General features: G+C 64.6%; 20 protein-coding genes. 19 read left to right on the plus strand and 1 reads right to left on the minus strand.

Annotated features, from left to right (window positions below; all coding sequences use genetic code 11):
- Nucleotides 1–131 precede the first annotated feature (131 nt).
- The 4 genes from PAQ31011_RS24925 (at nt 132) to PAQ31011_RS24940 (ending at nt 3,599) form a co-directional block, all read left to right on the plus strand.
- Nucleotides 132–1,274, plus strand: a complete 1,143-nt coding sequence (locus PAQ31011_RS24925) for an FAD-dependent oxidoreductase (RefSeq protein WP_150578321.1) — start codon at nt 132–134, stop codon at nt 1,272–1,274.
- 16 nt (nt 1,275–1,290) lie between these two features.
- Nucleotides 1,291–1,488 carry a sulfur carrier protein ThiS gene (gene thiS / locus PAQ31011_RS24930; protein WP_150578322.1) on the plus strand — a complete coding sequence of 66 codons (198 nt, stop codon included), beginning with the start codon at nt 1,291–1,293 and terminating at the stop codon, nt 1,486–1,488.
- 1 nt (nt 1,489) lies between these two features.
- Nucleotides 1,490–2,335, plus strand: a complete 846-nt coding sequence (locus PAQ31011_RS24935; RefSeq protein ID WP_046290003.1) for a thiazole synthase — start codon at nt 1,490–1,492, stop codon at nt 2,333–2,335.
- 61 nt (nt 2,336–2,396) lie between these two features.
- Entirely contained in the window at nt 2,397–3,599 is a 1,203-nt protein-coding gene (locus PAQ31011_RS24940) for a thiamine phosphate synthase (RefSeq protein WP_246179774.1), read from the plus strand.
- A 25-nt stretch (nt 3,600–3,624) separates the two neighbouring features.
- Here PAQ31011_RS24940 and PAQ31011_RS24945 read toward each other — a convergent pair whose 3' ends face one another.
- Nucleotides 3,625–4,146, minus strand: a complete 522-nt coding sequence (locus tag PAQ31011_RS24945; RefSeq protein WP_150578323.1) for a GNAT family N-acetyltransferase — start codon at nt 4,144–4,146, stop codon at nt 3,625–3,627.
- Nucleotides 4,147–4,487: 341 nt separating this feature from the next.
- On the opposite strand from PAQ31011_RS24945, the gene PAQ31011_RS24950 reads away from it, so the two are divergent.
- The 15 genes from PAQ31011_RS24950 to hisB all read left to right on the plus strand — a co-directional run bounded on the left by PAQ31011_RS24950 (nt 4,488) and on the right by hisB (nt 16,496).
- Nucleotides 4,488–5,306 carry an ABC transporter ATP-binding protein gene (locus PAQ31011_RS24950; protein ID WP_150578324.1) on the plus strand — a complete coding sequence of 273 codons (819 nt, stop codon included), beginning with the start codon at nt 4,488–4,490 and terminating at the stop codon, nt 5,304–5,306.
- Nucleotides 5,303–6,070 carry a lipid asymmetry maintenance ABC transporter permease subunit MlaE gene (mlaE, locus tag PAQ31011_RS24955; protein ID WP_039393637.1) on the plus strand — a complete coding sequence of 256 codons (768 nt, stop codon included), beginning with the start codon at nt 5,303–5,305 and terminating at the stop codon, nt 6,068–6,070. The genes PAQ31011_RS24950 and mlaE overlap by 4 nt, the downstream gene beginning before the upstream one ends.
- A 53-nt stretch (nt 6,071–6,123) precedes the next feature.
- Nucleotides 6,124–6,663 carry an outer membrane lipid asymmetry maintenance protein MlaD gene (gene mlaD / locus PAQ31011_RS24960; RefSeq protein WP_150578325.1) on the plus strand — a complete coding sequence of 180 codons (540 nt, stop codon included), beginning with the start codon at nt 6,124–6,126 and terminating at the stop codon, nt 6,661–6,663.
- A 6-nt stretch (nt 6,664–6,669) separates the two neighbouring features.
- Nucleotides 6,670–7,560 carry an MlaA family lipoprotein gene (locus PAQ31011_RS24965; RefSeq protein WP_150578326.1) on the plus strand — a complete coding sequence of 297 codons (891 nt, stop codon included), beginning with the start codon at nt 6,670–6,672 and terminating at the stop codon, nt 7,558–7,560.
- A 177-nt stretch (nt 7,561–7,737) separates the two neighbouring features.
- Nucleotides 7,738–8,358: an MlaC/ttg2D family ABC transporter substrate-binding protein gene (locus PAQ31011_RS24970; protein ID WP_150578327.1), complete on the plus strand. Its 621-nt coding sequence runs from the start codon at nt 7,738–7,740 to the stop codon at nt 8,356–8,358.
- 4 nt (nt 8,359–8,362) lie between these two features.
- Nucleotides 8,363–8,620 carry an STAS domain-containing protein gene (locus PAQ31011_RS24975; RefSeq protein ID WP_150578328.1) on the plus strand — a complete coding sequence of 86 codons (258 nt, stop codon included), beginning with the start codon at nt 8,363–8,365 and terminating at the stop codon, nt 8,618–8,620.
- 292 nt (nt 8,621–8,912) lie between these two features.
- Nucleotides 8,913–9,839, plus strand: a complete 927-nt coding sequence (locus tag PAQ31011_RS24980) for an ABC transporter ATP-binding protein (RefSeq protein ID WP_150578367.1) — start codon at nt 8,913–8,915, stop codon at nt 9,837–9,839.
- Nucleotides 9,836–10,591, plus strand: a complete 756-nt coding sequence (locus PAQ31011_RS24985) for an ABC transporter permease (RefSeq protein WP_039393623.1) — start codon at nt 9,836–9,838, stop codon at nt 10,589–10,591. Before PAQ31011_RS24980 ends, PAQ31011_RS24985 begins: the two co-directional genes overlap by 4 nt.
- Before the next feature lie 18 nt (nt 10,592–10,609).
- The gene (locus tag PAQ31011_RS24990) at nt 10,610–10,849 is read left to right on the plus strand and encodes a BolA family protein (RefSeq protein WP_039393621.1); all 240 of its coding nucleotides are present in this window, start codon (nt 10,610–10,612) and stop codon (nt 10,847–10,849) included.
- Nucleotides 10,846–12,186: a UDP-N-acetylglucosamine 1-carboxyvinyltransferase gene (gene murA, locus PAQ31011_RS24995; RefSeq protein ID WP_150578329.1), complete on the plus strand. Its 1,341-nt coding sequence runs from the start codon at nt 10,846–10,848 to the stop codon at nt 12,184–12,186. Before PAQ31011_RS24990 ends, murA begins: the two co-directional genes overlap by 4 nt.
- Before the next feature lie 32 nt (nt 12,187–12,218).
- Entirely contained in the window at nt 12,219–12,872 is a 654-nt protein-coding gene (gene hisG / locus PAQ31011_RS25000) for an ATP phosphoribosyltransferase (protein ID WP_095178579.1), read from the plus strand.
- Nucleotides 12,869–14,191: a histidinol dehydrogenase gene (gene hisD / locus PAQ31011_RS25005; RefSeq protein WP_150578330.1), complete on the plus strand. Its 1,323-nt coding sequence runs from the start codon at nt 12,869–12,871 to the stop codon at nt 14,189–14,191. Before hisG ends, hisD begins: the two co-directional genes overlap by 4 nt.
- 1 nt (nt 14,192) lies before the next feature.
- Nucleotides 14,193–14,768: a hypothetical protein gene (locus PAQ31011_RS25010; protein ID WP_150578331.1), complete on the plus strand. Its 576-nt coding sequence runs from the start codon at nt 14,193–14,195 to the stop codon at nt 14,766–14,768.
- Between the two features lie 48 nt (nt 14,769–14,816).
- Nucleotides 14,817–15,881, plus strand: a complete 1,065-nt coding sequence (gene hisC, locus PAQ31011_RS25015; RefSeq protein ID WP_150578332.1) for a histidinol-phosphate transaminase — start codon at nt 14,817–14,819, stop codon at nt 15,879–15,881.
- Nucleotides 15,882–15,908: 27 nt separating this feature from the next.
- Complete coding sequence (hisB, locus tag PAQ31011_RS25020) at nt 15,909–16,496, plus strand: imidazoleglycerol-phosphate dehydratase HisB (protein ID WP_039393608.1); 588 nt, start codon at nt 15,909–15,911, stop codon at nt 16,494–16,496.
- The last annotated feature ends 59 nt before the right edge of the window (nt 16,497–16,555 follow it).

Genomic DNA, 16,555 nt, shown 5'->3' on the forward strand with positions numbered 1-16,555 from the left:
GGTGGCCATCACCGTTTCGTCCTTTTGCTTTCATGAGGAAAGGGCCCCATGCGTTGCCTTCCACAACATTCTTCGTATTCCCCTGAGTGCCTGCGCGCCTTCGCTGTGATGGCTTGCGCGGCAATGCGCGTATGAGCGCGACGGCTACTATTTCCACGTCGCGTCCCGACATTGCAGTGCTGGGCGGCGGGCTGTCCGGCCGTCTGCTGGCGTGGCAACTGATTCGCGCCGGCGCGCGCGTGGCGCTCTACGAGCGGGGCGATGCCGATGGCTCGTCCGCCGCGGGCTGGGTCGCCGCCGCGATGCTCGCGCCGCTGGCCGAGGCCGCCGTGGCCGAGCCGAGCATCGTCGAGATGGGCGCGGTCGGACTTGAGCGCTGGCCTGCGCTGATCGACGGCCTTCCCGAACACGTCTTCTTCCAACGCAACGGCACGCTGGTCGTGTGGCATCAGCCCGACCGCGCCGAGGCCGTGATGTTCGACCGCCGCATGCGTGCGAATGCGCCGCCCGAGCTACTGCGTGGCGGCGTCGAGCGGATCTCGGGTGCGCAGCTGAAGGATGTGGAACCGGCGCTCGCCGGACGTTTCCAGGAAGGCTGGCTGCTGCCCAACGAAGGGCAACTGGATAACCGTCAGTTGTTGCGTGCGCTCGCCGCCGGACTGGCGAAGGCGGGCGCGGACCTGCACTGGAACACCGAAATTGCCGAGGGCGAGTATCCGGACGCCGGTCTGGTCATCGACTGCCGTGGCCTGGGCGCGCGCGAAGCGCTCACCCAACTGCGCGGTGTGCGTGGCGAGGTGGTGCGCATTCACGCACCGGGGATCGGTCTGCGTCGCCCGGTGCGCTTGCTGCACCCGCGCTATCCGATCTACATCGCGCCGAAGGAAAACGATCTGTACGTGATCGGGGCGACCGAACTCGAATCGGAAGATATGTCGCCGATGACCGTGCGCTCGGCGCTCGAACTGCTCTCGGCGGCGCACTCGCTGAACCCGGCGTTCGGCGAGGCGCGCATCGTCGAGCTGAACGTCAATTGCCGCCCGGCGCTGCCCGACCATCTGCCACGTGTGCAGTGGGACGGCGCCCGCTTGCTGCGCGTGAACGGTCTGTACCGTCACGGCTATCTGCTCGCGCCGGCGGTCACCGGCGAGGCGTGCGCGCTGGCGCAGGCATTGATGCAATTGAGGAGCGCGCCGTCGGGATCGACGGACGCGTTCGACTGGGAGACGTGGCGAGCGAGCCGGCCGTGGCCGGACCTGTTTCGTCAGGCATGAGAGGAAGCGGTACGCAATGGACATCCATATCAATCAACAGATGCTGAGCGTGGCCGACACGGCGACGCTGGCCGAGGCGCTCGCCGCCTACGGTGCCAAGCCGCCCTTCGCGGCGGCGATCAACGGGCAATTCGTGCCCAAGACGCAGTACGCCGCGCGCCCGCTCGCGCAGGGCGACAAGATCGATGTCGTGCAACCGGTGGCCGGAGGCTGAAATGAACGCATTCACCGAATCGAACAACGTGGCGGCCAGCAGCACGCGTGACGCGCTCACGCTCTACGACACCCGCTTCGGCAGCCGCTTTCTGCTCGGCACGGCGCGTTATCCGTCGCTGCAAGCGCTGAACGATTCCATCGACGCGGCGCGTCCGGGCATGGTGACGGTGGCATTGCGCCGTCAACTCTCGGGCACAGGGGCGCAGGCGTCGGAAGGGCATTTCTGGGAGACGCTGCGCCGCCTTGCGGTACCGGTGCTGCCCAATACGGCGGGCTGCCATTCGGTGCAGGAGGCGGTGACGACCGCGCAAATGGCGCGCGAAGTCTTCGAGACCGACTGGATCAAGCTCGAACTCATCGGCGACGACTACACGCTTCAGCCCGACCCGTTCGGTCTGGTGACGGCTGCCGAGCAACTGATTCGTGAGGGCTTCAAGGTCCTGCCGTACTGCACGGAAGATCTGGTGCTGTGCCGTCGACTGCTCGACGTCGGCTGTCAGGCGCTGATGCCATGGGGCGCACCCATCGGCACCGGCAAGGGGGTGATCAATCCGTATGGTCTGCGTCTGCTGCGTGACCGTCTGCCGGACACGCCGCTCATCGTCGACGCGGGCCTCGGTCTGCCGTCGCACGCTTGTCAGGTGATGGAGTGGGGCTACGACGGCGTACTGCTCAACACCGCTGTCGCGCTTGCTGCGCAGCCGGTGGAGATGGCGGGGGCGTTCGCGGGGGCGATCAAGGCTGGACGCGCCGCATGGCTCGCGGGCCCGATGGCCGAGCGCGAGAGCGCCGAAGCCAGCACCCCGGTCGTGGGCGTGCCGTTCTGGCATCAGTCCGGTAGCTGACCTCTCTCGATTTCATGACCCACGGCCGCGCGACGCGGGGCCGGATCAACAAGGATTTTTCATGACGACGCACGCTGGTGCCGCCGGGCCTGTGCCTATGCAGCACGTGCAATGCCTGCCCACCGACGCATCGCTCGCGGCGGCCTGGCAGCAGGCTGCCGACGCGATCCGCGCGCGCCTCGCACCGTGGCCGGATGAGGCGACGTCGCCTCAATGGCGTCTGCACGCCGAGACACCGGTGAGCGCAGGGCAGGGCGACGTCGTCTGGCTGCCGCTCGTGCCTGAGCATGGATTGGGCACGGCGGCGTCCGTCAGTGTGGACGCATGGCGTGCGAATGGCGCGGTCGTGCTTTGCTCGCGCGCTCTCGCGCAGGGGCACGTGGAAGACACGCTGTACACGCCGGATGGCGTCTTTCGTGTGGCGGGCGTCGGCGATCCTGCGTTTTTCGCAGCGTTTGCAGCGTTTCTGGATTGCGGTTTCGCGCCGCACGACGCACTGGTGCTCGGCCGCGCGTGGCGCACTGACGGCAGTCATGCCCGTGCGGAAGATGTCGACACGCTGGGCGCATGGCCGACCGTGATGGAGACGTTCCCGACGGTGCTGGGCCAGGTGCCGTCGCCGGGACGTTTTCCCGAATGCCCGGCGCGACTGGGTCTCTACCCGGTGCTGCCCGACGCCGATTGGTGCGAGCGGATGGCCGATCTTCAGGTCGGCACGGTCCAGTTGCGCATCAAAGACCCGACGCATCCGGGGCTGCGCAGCGAGATCGAACGCACGGTGGCCGCCGGTCGCCGCGTGACGCACGACAGCGCGTGGTTCATCAATGATCACTGGCGCGAAGCCGCACAGGCCCACGCGTACGGCGTGCATCTCGGTCAGGAAGACATGGCGGCGCTCTCGGCGGATGAAGTTGCGACGCTGCACGCGAGCGGCATGCGGCTGGGCATCAGCACGCACGGCTATTACGAGATTCTCGCGGCGCACCACTTCCGTCCGAGCTATCTGGCCGTCGGCGCAGTGTTCCCGACGACGACCAAGGTCATCGCTACCGCACCGCAAGGGCTGGCCAAGCTCGCACGGTACGTGAAGCTGATCGAACCGCATTACCCGTTGGTGGCGATTGGCGGCATCGACGCGGCCAACTTGCCGCAGGTGCTCGAGACCGGTGTGGGATGCACGGCTGTCGTGCGCGCCGTGACGGAAGCCGCCGATGTGGCAGCAGCAGTCCGTTCGATGCAGCAGGAATTCGCGCGCCGGGCGTGAGTGAGCGGCGCGCCCTTGTCGTGGGTTACAGTTCGCGCGTCATGAAGACTGCGCCATCGCCGTAGCCCGCCAGTTTGGCGGCGATCTGCGGCGAGACGTCTACTGTGACCCGATACCCGAAGCGAGCCCAGAACCCCTGCGATTGCTGCACCGCCACCAGTGCCGAGGCGCGCAGGCCGAGCGATTGCGCCGCCGACAACGCGGCGGCATAAAGCTGACTGGCCACGCCCGCACCACGGGTGCGCGGGGCAAGCGCCATGTCGTGCACGTACCAGCAGTCGGGGGCGTCCGGCAGCGCGTCGAGGACGGTGTCCAGCGGCGGCGGTGCGGCGAGACGCCAGGGGTGCGTGAACAGATAGCCCGCGATGCTCGCTTTCGTCAGTCCCGTCACCCCCGTCGCTCCCGTCGTTCCGGCATCCACCGCCACCCAGCAGGTCTGCGGCGACAAGGTCAGACGTGAGGCAAGGGTGGCTTCCGATTCCAGCATCACGTCGCCGTACGCAAGGGCCTGGACCGCCAATACGTGGGGAAGGTCGCCAGGTTGCATCGGACGAATCCGAAAGTTCGATGCCGCCGTAGACTGCGGCGCGCGCGGCGGGGACGAGGGAGGGGTAGCGGAGGACATCCCGAGGAACGATGACAAGGGCGAAACGTCGTATTGTAGCAACGGCGCAACACCGGCGCGGGGGCGGAAGCAGATAAGTCCTTGGTGCCGTTGGGTTTTTGCGGCGTTACGGCTATTGGAACGTTATCGCAGCAATACGTCCGGGGCCTGTAGAATCCCGCGGGGCAGCGTCATTCCTTGCTTTCGCCGACCCGGCGTGGACGGCATCGATTGGTAAACCCCCCTATAATTGGCGTTTTGCGCCGCACTATAAGACCCGAAACGTGCCTACCCCGAATCCGGAAAATCTGCTCGAACTGCGCGACGTCAGCTTTGGTTATGGCGAACGTCTGGTGCTTTCCGGGCTGAATATGCGGTTTCCCCGCGGCAAGGTCATTGCGGTCATGGGGGGCTCCGGCTGTGGCAAAACGACCGTGCTGCGTCTGATCGGCGGCCTCGTGCACGCCAGTCAGGGTCAGGTCGATTTCGACGGGACCGACGTTTCCACGCTCGACCGCGACGGCTGGTACCGTTTGCGTCGTCGCATGGGCATGCTGTTCCAGTTCGGCGCGCTGTTTACCGACATGACCGTGTTCGACAACGTGGCGTTTCCGCTGCGCGAACACACCCGTCTCGACGAAGATCTGATTCGCGACCTCGTGCTGATGAAGCTCAATGCCGTGGGCCTGCGTGGCGCACGCGACATGAAGCCGGCCGAGATTTCGGGTGGGATGGCGCGCCGTGTGGCGCTTGCCCGTACGATTGCGCTCGACCCGGACCTCGTCATGTACGACGAGCCGTTCACCGGTCTGGACCCGATCTCGATGGGCATTACGGCGAACCTGATCCGCAAGCTCAACGACGCACTGGGTGCGACGTCGATCATCGTCTCGCACGATGTCGCCGAGACGTTCGCCATTGCCGACTACATCTACTTCATCAGCGAAGGCCGTATTGCCGCCGAGGGTGCGCCCGACGCGCTGCGCGCCTCGAACGACCCGACGGTGCGCCAGTTCATCGACGCTCAGCCGGACGGCCCCGTGAAATTCCAGTATCCCGCGCCGCCGCTCGCGGAAGACTTCGGTATCGGAGCGCGTGCATGATTACCACCATCGGCAGTTTTGTTCGCGGTCATGTCGAGCGCCTGGGTTACGGTGCGCGCATGTTCCTGCGCATGCTCGGATCGAGCGCCGCACTGCTGCGCCGTCCGCGTCTGGTGACGGACCAGATTCACTTCGTCGGCAACTATTCGTTCGTTATCATCGCCGTCTCGGGCCTGTTCGTCGGTTTCGTGCTCGGCCTGCAAGGCTATTACACGCTCAACAAGTACGGCTCGGAACAGGCCCTCGGTCTGCTCGTGGCGCTGTCGCTGGTGCGTGAGCTGGGGCCGGTCGTCACGGCCTTGCTGTTCGCCGGACGCGCGGGCACGTCGCTCACCGCCGAGATCGGTTTGATGAAGGCGGGCGAGCAACTGACCGCCATGGAAATGATGGCGATCGATCCGATCGCGCGTGTGGTCGCCCCGCGCTTCTGGGCGGGCGTGATCGCCATGCCGATCCTCGCCGCGATCTTCTCTGCGGTCGGCATTTTCGGCGGCTATCTCGTCGGCGTCGAAATGATCGGTGTGGATTCCGGTGCGTTCTGGTCGCAGATGCAAGGCGGCGTGGACGTATGGTCGGACGTCGCGAACGGCGTCATCAAGAGCATCGTGTTCGGCATTGCCGTCACCTTCATCGCGCTGTATCAGGGCTTCGAAGCACAGCCGACGCCGGAAGGCGTGTCGCGTGCTACGACGCGTACGGTCGTGCAGGCATCGCTGGCCGTGCTCGGCCTCGACTTCCTGCTTACGGCACTCATGTTCAGCTAACGGGCCGGCTCGCCTGCCAAGACATAGACAGACAGTTTGCGCACACTGACACAATGAAAAAACACCCTCTCGACTTCTGGGTCGGCCTGTTCGTGGTACTCGGCTTCGCTGCCCTCCTGTTTCTCGCGCTCAAAGCGGGCAACATGAGTTCGTTGTCGTTCTCGAATACGTATCCGGTCACGGTGCGGTTCGACAACATCGGCGGCCTCAAGCCGCGTGCGGCGGTCAAGAGCGCCGGCGTGGTGGTGGGGCGCGTGGCGTCGATCAAGTTCGACGACAAGCGCTATCTGGCCGACGTCACGCTCAATCTGGATTCGCAGTACCAGTTCCCGAAAGACTCGTCGGCGAAGATTCTGACGTCGGGTCTGCTCGGCGAGCAATACATCGGACTTGAGCCTGGTGGTGATGATCAGATGCTCAAGGGCGGTGATACGATCACGCTCACGCAGTCTGCCATCGTGCTGGAAAACCTGATTGGCCAGTTCCTGTACAACAAGGCAGCAGATGCCGGCGGCGCCCAGGCGGGCGGCGCATCGGCAGCACCGGCGGCAGCGCCGGCGGCTGGGGCAGCACCGGTAACCCAAGGAAAATAAGAGAAAATGACCAGCTTTCGTACTTCGGCAGTGTTGGCCGCTGGCGCGTTGGCGCTGGCAGGCTGTGCCACTGTCACGAACCCCAACCCCGCTGATCCCATCGAAGGTTTCAACCGTTCGATGTACAAGTTCAACGACACGCTCGACAAGGCCGTGCTCGTGCCCGTGGCGAAGGGCTACCGTTTCACGGTGCCGGAACCGGCGCGTGACATGGTCACGAACTTCTTCTCGAACGTTGGCGACGTGTACAACGTCGCCAACAACCTGCTTCAACTGGAAATCACGGCTGCCGTTCAGGACCTGATGCGCCTGACGATCAACACCTTCTTCGGTGTCGGCGGTCTGTTCGACTTCGCCACGCCGGCGGGCTTGCCCAAGCATAGTCAGGATTTCGGCGTGACGCTGGGCAAGTGGGGGGTTCCTGCAGGCCCGTACCTCGTGCTGCCGCTGCTCGGCCCAAGTACGGTGCGCGACGGCGTCGGCATGGCCGGTAACATGTTTATCGACCCGACGTCGTACATCAAGCCGGACTGGATCAGCTACTCGCTGTACGGTGTGCGTCTCGTGAATACGCGCGCCAACCTGCTCGACGCGTCGAACCTGCTCGAAGCCGCCGCGCTCGATCCGTACTCGTTCACGCGCGATGCGTATCTTGCACGTCGCAAGTATCTGGTGAACGGCGGGGCGACGAGCGATACGTCGCTGCCGAATTACGAGGATGAAGACGGCGCAGGCGCTGCCGGTGGTGCTGGGGCACAGCCGATGCCCGCTGCCAAGCCGGCGTCGGGTGCGAGCGCTCCGGCCTCCGCGTCGGGTGCCCAGGCGGAACCGGACGCGCCGCAAGGCTCGCCGGTGCCGGGCAAGATGGTGCCGGGCGGTCTGCCCTTCCGTCGCTAATCGTTACCGATTGTCGCTAACTGTCGTTGCACCGGGGCCGGGCGTGGTATCTACGCGATCGCCGCGCCGTCTCCGGGCAACAGTTTGTTACACGACACTCCCGACAATCCGAGAACTCACGACGCAACGCGGGTATCCAAACCCGCAACACTCGTCACTCGAAAGAGGAAGTCCACAATGAAGAAGTTCTGGCTCATTCCCGTCATGGCTTTCATGACGTACACCGCCGCTGGCTCGGCCATGGCACAGGCTCAATCCCCGGATGCGCTCGTTAAGCAGACCGTGACCGACGTGATGGCAGCAGCCAAGAGCGATCCGAACATCCAGAAGGGCGATCTGAACAGCATTACGCGTCTGGTCGAGCAGAAGATCATGCCGCACGCCGACTTCGCCAAGACGACGCAACTGGCAACGGGCGCTGCATGGCGCACGGCTACGCCCGAGCAGAAGAAGCAACTGACCGAACAGTTCAAGACGCTGCTGCTGCGCACGTATGCCGGCGCCATTGCCCAGATTCGCGACCAGCAGGTCAACTACAAGCCGTTCCGCGGTCAGCCGAACGATACCGATGCCGTGGTGTACACCGACGTCGTCAACAACGGTCAACCGATCGAACTCGACTACCGTCTGTACAAGACGGCGAGCGGCGAATGGAAGCTGTATGACCTGAACGTGCTGGGCGCTTGGCTGATTCAGACGTACCGCAATCAGTTCGCCGAGAAGGTCAACCAATCGGGCGTCGACGGCCTGATCCAGTTCCTGACGCAACGTAACCAGCAACTCGCAGGCGGCAAGTAAGCCCATGCTCGCGTTGCAAACCGACCTGACTCACGACACTGCCGGCGACGTCCTCGCGCAGGCCATCGATCGCATCGACGCGGGCGAGACCCAGATCGACTGCGCCGGGCTCACGCACTTCGACTCGTCGGCGCTCGCGGTGCTGCTGGCGCTGCGCCGTCACGCGAGTCGGCGGGGTGCGGTGTTGGCGTTCACTAACTTGCCGACGGGGCTGGCCAGTCTTGCGCTGGTGTACGGCGTCGATCATCTGCTTTCGAGCTGATTCGTCCGGCCGGACTGCCGCCCTTTCGAAGAAGCGCCGTCATGTGACGGCGCTTTTTTCATGGCCGCGCAGACCTGAGGCACAAATGCCGTGCCGCGAATGCGTTACCAGGGTTACAGGCCGGGTAAGGTGGGCGCAAGCACGGCCGCCACCGGCTTCCTTTATAATCAGGGGTTTTCTGCCGACTTTTGGGCAGTGACCCCCGTCCGGGCTCCGACGCTGCCACCCTGGGGCAGTCCCCCCGATCCGGAAAACAATAATGGCGCTCCCGCGAAGACGGGTGCGTGCAGTCATGGCCGCCATCGAAATCCGTAACGTCAAAAAACGCTATGAAGCGTTGCAGGCGCTCAAGGGCGTCAGCTTCTCGATCGAAGAAGGCGAATTCTTCGGTCTGCTCGGCCCTAACGGCGCGGGCAAAACCACGCTGATCAGCATTCTTGCGGGCCTCGCGCGCGCGGACTCGGGCAACATCAGCGTGCTCGGTCACGACGTGGTGCGCGATTACCGCGACGCCCGCCGCAAGCTCGGTGTGGTGCCGCAGGAGCTCGTCTTCGATCCGTTCTTCTCCGTGCGCGAGACGCTGCGTATTCAGTCCGGCTACTTCGGACTCAAGCGCAACGACGACTGGATCGACGAAGTGATGGCTAACCTCGATCTGACCGACAAGGCGGACGCGAACATGCGTCAGCTCTCGGGCGGAATGAAGCGACGCGTGCTGGTGGCGCAGGCGCTGGTGCACCGCCCGCCGGTGATCGTGCTCGACGAGCCGACCGCCGGGGTCGACGTCGAACTGCGTCAGACGCTCTGGAAGTTCATCTCGCGTCTGAACCGCGAAGGTCACACGATCGTGCTGACCACCCACTATCTCGAAGAAGCAGAAGCGCTGTGCGACCGCATCGCCATGCTCAAGCGTGGCGAAGTCGTGGCGCTTGAGCGTACGGCGTCGCTGTTGCAGCGCTTTGCAGGCACGCGTCTCGTGCTGCGCTTCAAGCAGGGCACGTTGCCGGCCGAGCTGCGTCCGTTGCTGGTCGACGGACAGGACACGAACGGCCATCAGTTCGCGCTGCGCCTGTCGGGCTGCGACGAAGTGGAATCCATTCTCGCCACCTGCCGCGCGGCCGGCGGCATCGTCGAAGACATCGACATTCAGAAGGCCGACCTCGAAGACGTATTCGTGCAGATCATGTCGGGTTCGCGCGCGCAGGAGGTGGCAGCATGACCGGCTTTAGCACGTTGTTCTACAAGGAAGTGCTGCGCTTCTGGAAGGTGAGTTTCCAGACCGTGGCTGCGCCGGTGCTCACCGCGCTGCTGTACCTGATGATCTTCGGCCACGTACTCGAAGACCGCGTGAAGGTCTACGACCAGATCAACTACACGTCCTTCCTCGTGCCGGGGCTGGTGATGATGAGCGTGTTGCAGAACGCGTTCGCCAATAGCTCGTCGTCGCTGATCCAGTCGAAGATCACGGGCAACCTCGTGTTCGTGCTGCTGCCGCCGCTCTCGCATTGGGAGATGTATGGTGCGTATGTGCTGGCCGCTGTCGTGCGCGGGCTGGCGGTCGGACTCGGCGTTTTCCTGGTGACGGTGGCGTTCACGCATCTCACGTTCGCTGCCCCGCTGTGGATTTTGGGCTTCGCCTTCTTCGGCGCGGCGATCCTCGGTACGCTGGGGTTGATCGCGGGCATCTGGGCCGAGAAATTCGACCAGCTCGCAGCGTTCCAGAACTTCCTGATCATGCCGGCGACGTTCCTCGCAGGCGTGTTCTATTCGATTCAGTCGTTGCCGCCGCTGTGGCAGGCCGTGTCGCACTTCAACCCGTTCTTCTACATGATCGACGGGTTCCGTTACGGCTTCTTCGGCGTGTCCGACGTGGCCCCGACGACGAGTCTCGCTGTCGTCGGCGTGACTTTCCTGATACTCGCAACCGTGGCGCTGAATCTGCTGCGCCGTGGCTACAAACTGCGTCACTGAACTTCTCCAGGATCAGCCATGCTGCCTACCCCCGAACAAATCAAACAGTACATCGAAGCCGGTCTGGCTTGCGATCACGTGGCCGTCGAAGGTGACGGTCAGCACTTCTTCGCGACCATCGTGAGCGCGCAGTTCGAAGGCAAGCGCCTCATTGCACGTCATCAACTCGTGTACGGCGCGCTGGGCGACCGCATGAAGGCCGAAATCCACGCGCTCTCGATGAAGACGCTCACGCCGGCGGAGTATCAGGCGCAATGAGGATTACGCAAGAAAGCGCTGGCGCTGCCGGCAACGGCGAGGCTCTCGCCGGCGAGCGTGTGGCCGCGGACCACCTGGAAATCGAAGGCGGCGAGCGGCTGGAAGGCGAGATTACCGTCTCGGGTGCCAAGAACGCGGCGCTGCCCATTCTGTGTGCGAGCCTGCTGACGGCCGAGCCGCTGGTGCTGGGCAATGTCCCGGACCTGCACGACGTGCGCACCATGCTGACGCTGCTCGCGCGCATGGGGGTGAAGGTCGAACGCGATGGCGAGTCGGTGACGCTGGACGCGTCGCAGATTACCGAGCCAGCTGCACCGTACGAACTGGTGAAGACCATGCGTGCGTCGATTCTGGTGCTCGGACCGTTGCTCGCCCGCTGTGGCGAAGCGCGCGTGTCGCTGCCGGGCGGATGCGCCATCGGTGCGCGGCCGGTCGATCAGCACATCAAGGGCCTGCAAAAGATGGGCGCCGAGATCACGCTGACGCATGGCGACATCGTGGCACGTGCCTCACGTCTGCGCGGCGAGACGCTGGTGACCGACATGATCACCGTGACGGGGACGGAAAACCTGCTCATGGCGGCCACGCTGGCCGACGGCGTGACCGTGCTGGCCAACGCCGCACGCGAGCCGGAAGTGACCGATCTGGCCCACCTGCTCGTGAAGATGGGCGCGAAGATCGACGGCATCGGAACCGATCGTCTGGTGGTCACCGGTGTCGCACGCTTGCATGGTGCAACGCACGATGTCGTGCCGGATCGTATCGAAGCGGGCACGTTCCTGTGCGCGGCGGTGGCCACGCGTGGTGACATCACGCTGCGCCGCGTGGTGCCGGGCACGCTCGACGCCGTCATCGAAAAATTGCGTGAGACCGGCGCGAATGTGACCGGCGGCGCGGATTGGCTGCGCGTGCAGATGGATCGTCGCGCGCAGGCCGTGAGTTTCCGGACGTCGGAATATCCGGCGTTCCCGACCGACATGCAGGCGCAGTTCATGGCGCTCAATTGCATTGCACAAGGCGCGTCGCAGGTCGTCGAGACGATCTTCGAGAACCGCTTCATGCACGTGCAGGAATTGATGCGTCTGGGCGCGAACATCGGCATCGAAGGCAACACGGCGCGGATTTCCGGCGTGGATCGTCTGTCCGGCGCGCACGTGATGGCGACCGATCTGCGCGCGTCCGCCAGTCTGATCGTCGCGGGTCTGACGGCCGACGGCCGCACCCTCGTCGACCGCATTCATCACCTCGATCGCGGCTATCATCGTATCGAGGCCAAGCTGTGCGCCGTGGGCGCACGAATCCGGCGTGTCGAAGCATGCCAGGGAGAGATTGCATGAGTACCGTGAAGTCGGCCAAGCCGGCCCAGCCGCTGGCCCAACCGCTTACGCTGGCGCTCTCGAAAGGGCGTATCTTTACGGAGACGCTGCCGCTACTCGCAGCGGCCGGTATCGAGGTGACGGAAGATCCCGAAACCTCGCGCAAGCTGATCCTGCCGACGACCGATCCGAATCTGCGCGTGATCATCGTGCGCGCGACGGACGTGCCGACGTATGTCCAGTACGGGGCCGCCGACTTCGGCGTGGCCGGCAAGGACGTGCTCATCGAACACGGCGGTGGCGGCCTGTATCAGCCAATCGATTTGAACATTGCGCGTTGCCGCATGTCTGTGGCTGTACCGAAGGGTTTCGACTACGCGAATGCCGTACGTCAGGGCGCACGTCTGCGTGTGGCGACCAAGTACGTGCAAACCGCGCGCGAACACTTCGCGGCCAAGGGCGTGCACGTCGACCTGATCAAGCTGTACGGCTCGATGGAGCTGGGCCCGCTCGTGGGTCTGGCCGACGCGATTGTCGATCTGGTGAGTACCGGCGGCACGCTGCGGGCCAATAATCTGGTGGAAGTGGAGGAGATCATGGATATCTCGTCCCGCCTCGTGATCAACCAGGCTGCGCTCAAATTGAAGCGTGAGTCTTTGCAGCCTATTCTGGATGCCTTCGAGCAGGCGTCCCGGCAAACAGCATGAAACTCGATATTCGCAAACTCGATTCGTCCGCTGAAGGATTCGCTGCGCAGTTGCGCGACGTTCTGGCGTTCGAAGCGAGCGAAGACGCCGCCATCGACCGTGCGGCCGCCGAAATTCTCGCCGACGTGAAAGCGCGTGGCGATGCTGCCGTCATCGAATACACCAACAAGTTCGACCGTCTCAGCGCAGCCGACATGGGCGCGCTGGAGCTGCCCGCCGATGTGCTGGCAGCGGCGCTCGAAGGGCTTGAGCCGAAGCGTCGCGCTGCTCTCGAAGCGGCGGCGGCGCGTGTGCGTGCGTATCACGAGAAGCAGCGCATCGAATGCGGCAGTCATAGCTGGCAATACACCGAGTCGGACGGCACGGTGCTCGGCCAGAAGGTGACGCCGCTCGATCGCGTCGGCATCTACGTGCCGGGCGGCAAGGCGGCGTATCCGTCGTCGGTGCTGATGAATGCGATTCCGGCGCGTGTGGCCGGCGTCAAGGAAATCGTCATGGTGGTGCCCACGCCGGACGGCGTGCAGAACCCGCTGGTGCTGGCCGCAGCGCATATCGCCGGTGTGGACCGTGTGTTCACCATCGGTGGCGCACAGGCGGTCGGTGCGCTGGCGTATGGCACCGAGACGGTGCCGGCTGTCGACAAGATCGTTGGCCCGGGCAATGCCTTCGTGGCGGCGGCCAAGCGTCGCGTGTTCGGCACGGTCGGTATCGACATGATCGCTGGTCCGTCGGAAATCCTCGTGATCTGCGACGGTTCGACCGATCCCGACTGGGTGGCGATGGACCTGTTCTCGCAGGCCGAGCACGACGAACTCGCCCAATCCATCCTCCTGTGTCCGGACGCCGAGTACATCGCGCGCGTGTACGCCTCGCTGGAGCGTCAGATCGACGAGATGCCGCGTCGTGAGGTGATCGCCGCTTCCCTGCAAGGCCGTGGCGCGCTGATCAAGGTGCGCGATATGGCGGAAGCGTGCGAGATCGCCAACGTGATCGCGCCCGAGCACCTGGAAATCTCGGCCGAGACGCCGCAGCAGTGGGGCGACAAGATCCGCCACGCCGGTGCGATCTTCCTCGGCAAGTTCACGAGCGAAAGCTTGGGCGACTACTGCGCCGGGCCGAACCACGTGCTGCCGACCTCGCGCACCGCGCGTTTCTCGTCGCCGCTGGGTGTGTACGACTTCATCAAGCGTTCGAGCCTCATCGAAGTGAGCGAGGGCGGTGCCCGCATGCTCGGCGAGATTGCGGCCGAACTGGCATACGGCGAAGGCCTGCAAGCGCACGCGCGCAGCGCCGAATACCGTTTGCACCACGAGTCCTGACATGCGCGACGACGCCCTGCGGCCCGCGTATTGTCCTTCGACGCCGGCCACTGCCCGGCGTCGGACCCGCGCAAACGCTTTTCCCAAGTTTCCTAAACTGGTTTCGCTGCCAGCCCGCTTCGCGCGGGCTGCGCTGCGTTCTGTCGTCAAGACGGTTGCGCTGTTCGGCATCGCCATGACGGCGGCCACGGCCGCGCACGCCGCCGGCAGCTATTGCCAGCACGCGAAATTCGAAGGCACGTCCGTCGAGAAGATGACGGTGTGCGTGCGACGTCAGGCGTTCGATAACGACGTATATGTGCTGCGTCTGGACGGCAAGACCGCCCTGCGCGGCACCGACGAGGAAGTGGCGCACGGCGTGTTCGGCCGTGTCGGCAATCGGCTCGTCGCCATGCGTTGCGAGGCCGAGGAGTCGCCCGCGCGCGTGAGCCCGGCTGTGGCGCAGGCGTTGTCGTGGCAGACGGGCGTGCGCGTGCAGCGCATTACCGACGCCCTCGGCAACGTGGAGACCGGCCGCCGCTGCACCGTCAAGATCGACGGCGCGGACGCCGGTTTGCTGACGTTCGCGTTTAACTGAGCCGCCGCTTCCGTCCCTAACCCCCACCCCCATCGCCTCCGATTCGCCATGTCCGTCGACCAAGTGATTCGCCCCGATGTGCTCGCCATGAGCACCTATCCTGTGCCCGATGCCAGCGGTTTCCTGAAGCTCGACGCGATGGAGAACCCCTACGGCCTGCCCGATGCGCTGCGCACCGCGCTGGCGCAGCATCTGGCGGACGTGGCGCTCAATCGCTATCCGGCACCGCGTCCGCAGGCGCTGCTTGAGAAGCTCTCGCGCACGATGGGTGTACCGGCGGGTGCGAAGCTGCTGCTCGGCAACGGCTCGGACGAAATCATCAGCATGATCGCGATGGCGACGGCGCGCCCGGGCGCGGCGGTCATCGCACCGATGCCGGGGTTCGTGATGTACGAGATCTCGTCGCGGTTCGCGGGTGTCGAGTTTGTCGGCGTGCCGCTCACGGCCGACTTCTCGCTCGATATGCCCGCGATGCTGAACGCGATTGCGGCGCATCCGGGCGCGGTGGTCTATCTGGCGTATCCGAACAACCCGACCGGCAATCTGTTTGCCGACGAGGACATTGAGACGCTGGTGCGCGCGGCAGGCAACGGGCTGGTGGTGATCGACGAGGCGTACCAGCCGTTCGCGGGCAAGACGTGGATGCCGCGTCTGCCAGAATTCCCCAACCTGCTGGTCATGCGCACCGTCTCCAAGCTCGGACTGGCGGGGATCCGCCTGGGTTACGTGGCGGGTCGCGCCGAGTGGCTGGATCAGCTCGACAAGGTGCGTCCGCCCTACAACGTGAACGTGCTGACGCAGGCGTGCGCGGAATTCATGCTCGATCACCTCGATGTGCTCGACGCGCAGGCCGCCGAGTTGCGCGCGGAGCGCACCCGGCTGGCGGCCGCAGTGGCGGCGCTTCCCGGGGTGACGGTGTTCGCGAGCGACGCCAATTTCCTGCTCGTTCGCGTACCGGATGCCGACAAAACCCACACCGGCCTGCTCGCGCACAAGGTGTTGATCAAAAACGTGGGTAAAATGCACGTATTGCTGGCCAATTGCCTCAGATTGACGGTCGGCACCCCCACGGAGAATGCCGCAATGGTCAAGGCTTTGGCGGCATCACTCTAACAAGCTATACGACGAGAACTCACCATCATGCGCATTGCGGAAGTCGTTCGCGATACCAGCGAAACGCAAATACGCGTCAAGATCGACCTGGACGGCACCGGCCGGAAGACGCTCGATACCGGCGTGCCGTTTCTGGACCACATGCTCGACCAGATCGCGCGCCACGGCCTCATCGACATGGATGTCGAAGCCAAGGGCGATACCTACATCGACGATCACCACACGGTGGAAGACGTCGGCATCACGCTGGGTATGGCGGTCGCCAAGGCCATCGGCGACAAGAAAGGCATCGTGCGTTACGGCCATAGCTATGTGCCGCTCGACGAAGCGCTTTCGCGGGTGGTGATCGACTTCTCGGGTCGTCCCGGTCTCGAATTCCATGTGCCTTTCACGCGTGCTCGCGTGGGCAACTTCGACGTCGACCTGCTCATCGAATTTTTCCGTGGCTTCGTGAATCACGCGGGCGTCACGCTCCATATCGACAACCTGCGCGGTATCAACGCCCACCACCAGTGCGAAACGGTGTTCAAGGCGTTCGGTCGTGCGCTGCGCATGGCGGTCGAGATCGATCCGCGTGCGGCGGGTGTCGTGCCGTCCACGAAGGGAAGCCTCTGACATTGACGGGTCTGTAGCGCTCGTGACACCGGTCTGACCGGTGTCGCCAGCCGGATAGC

Source organism: Pandoraea aquatica (assembly GCF_902459565.1).
Taxonomy (GTDB): domain Bacteria; phylum Pseudomonadota; class Gammaproteobacteria; order Burkholderiales; family Burkholderiaceae; genus Pandoraea; species Pandoraea aquatica.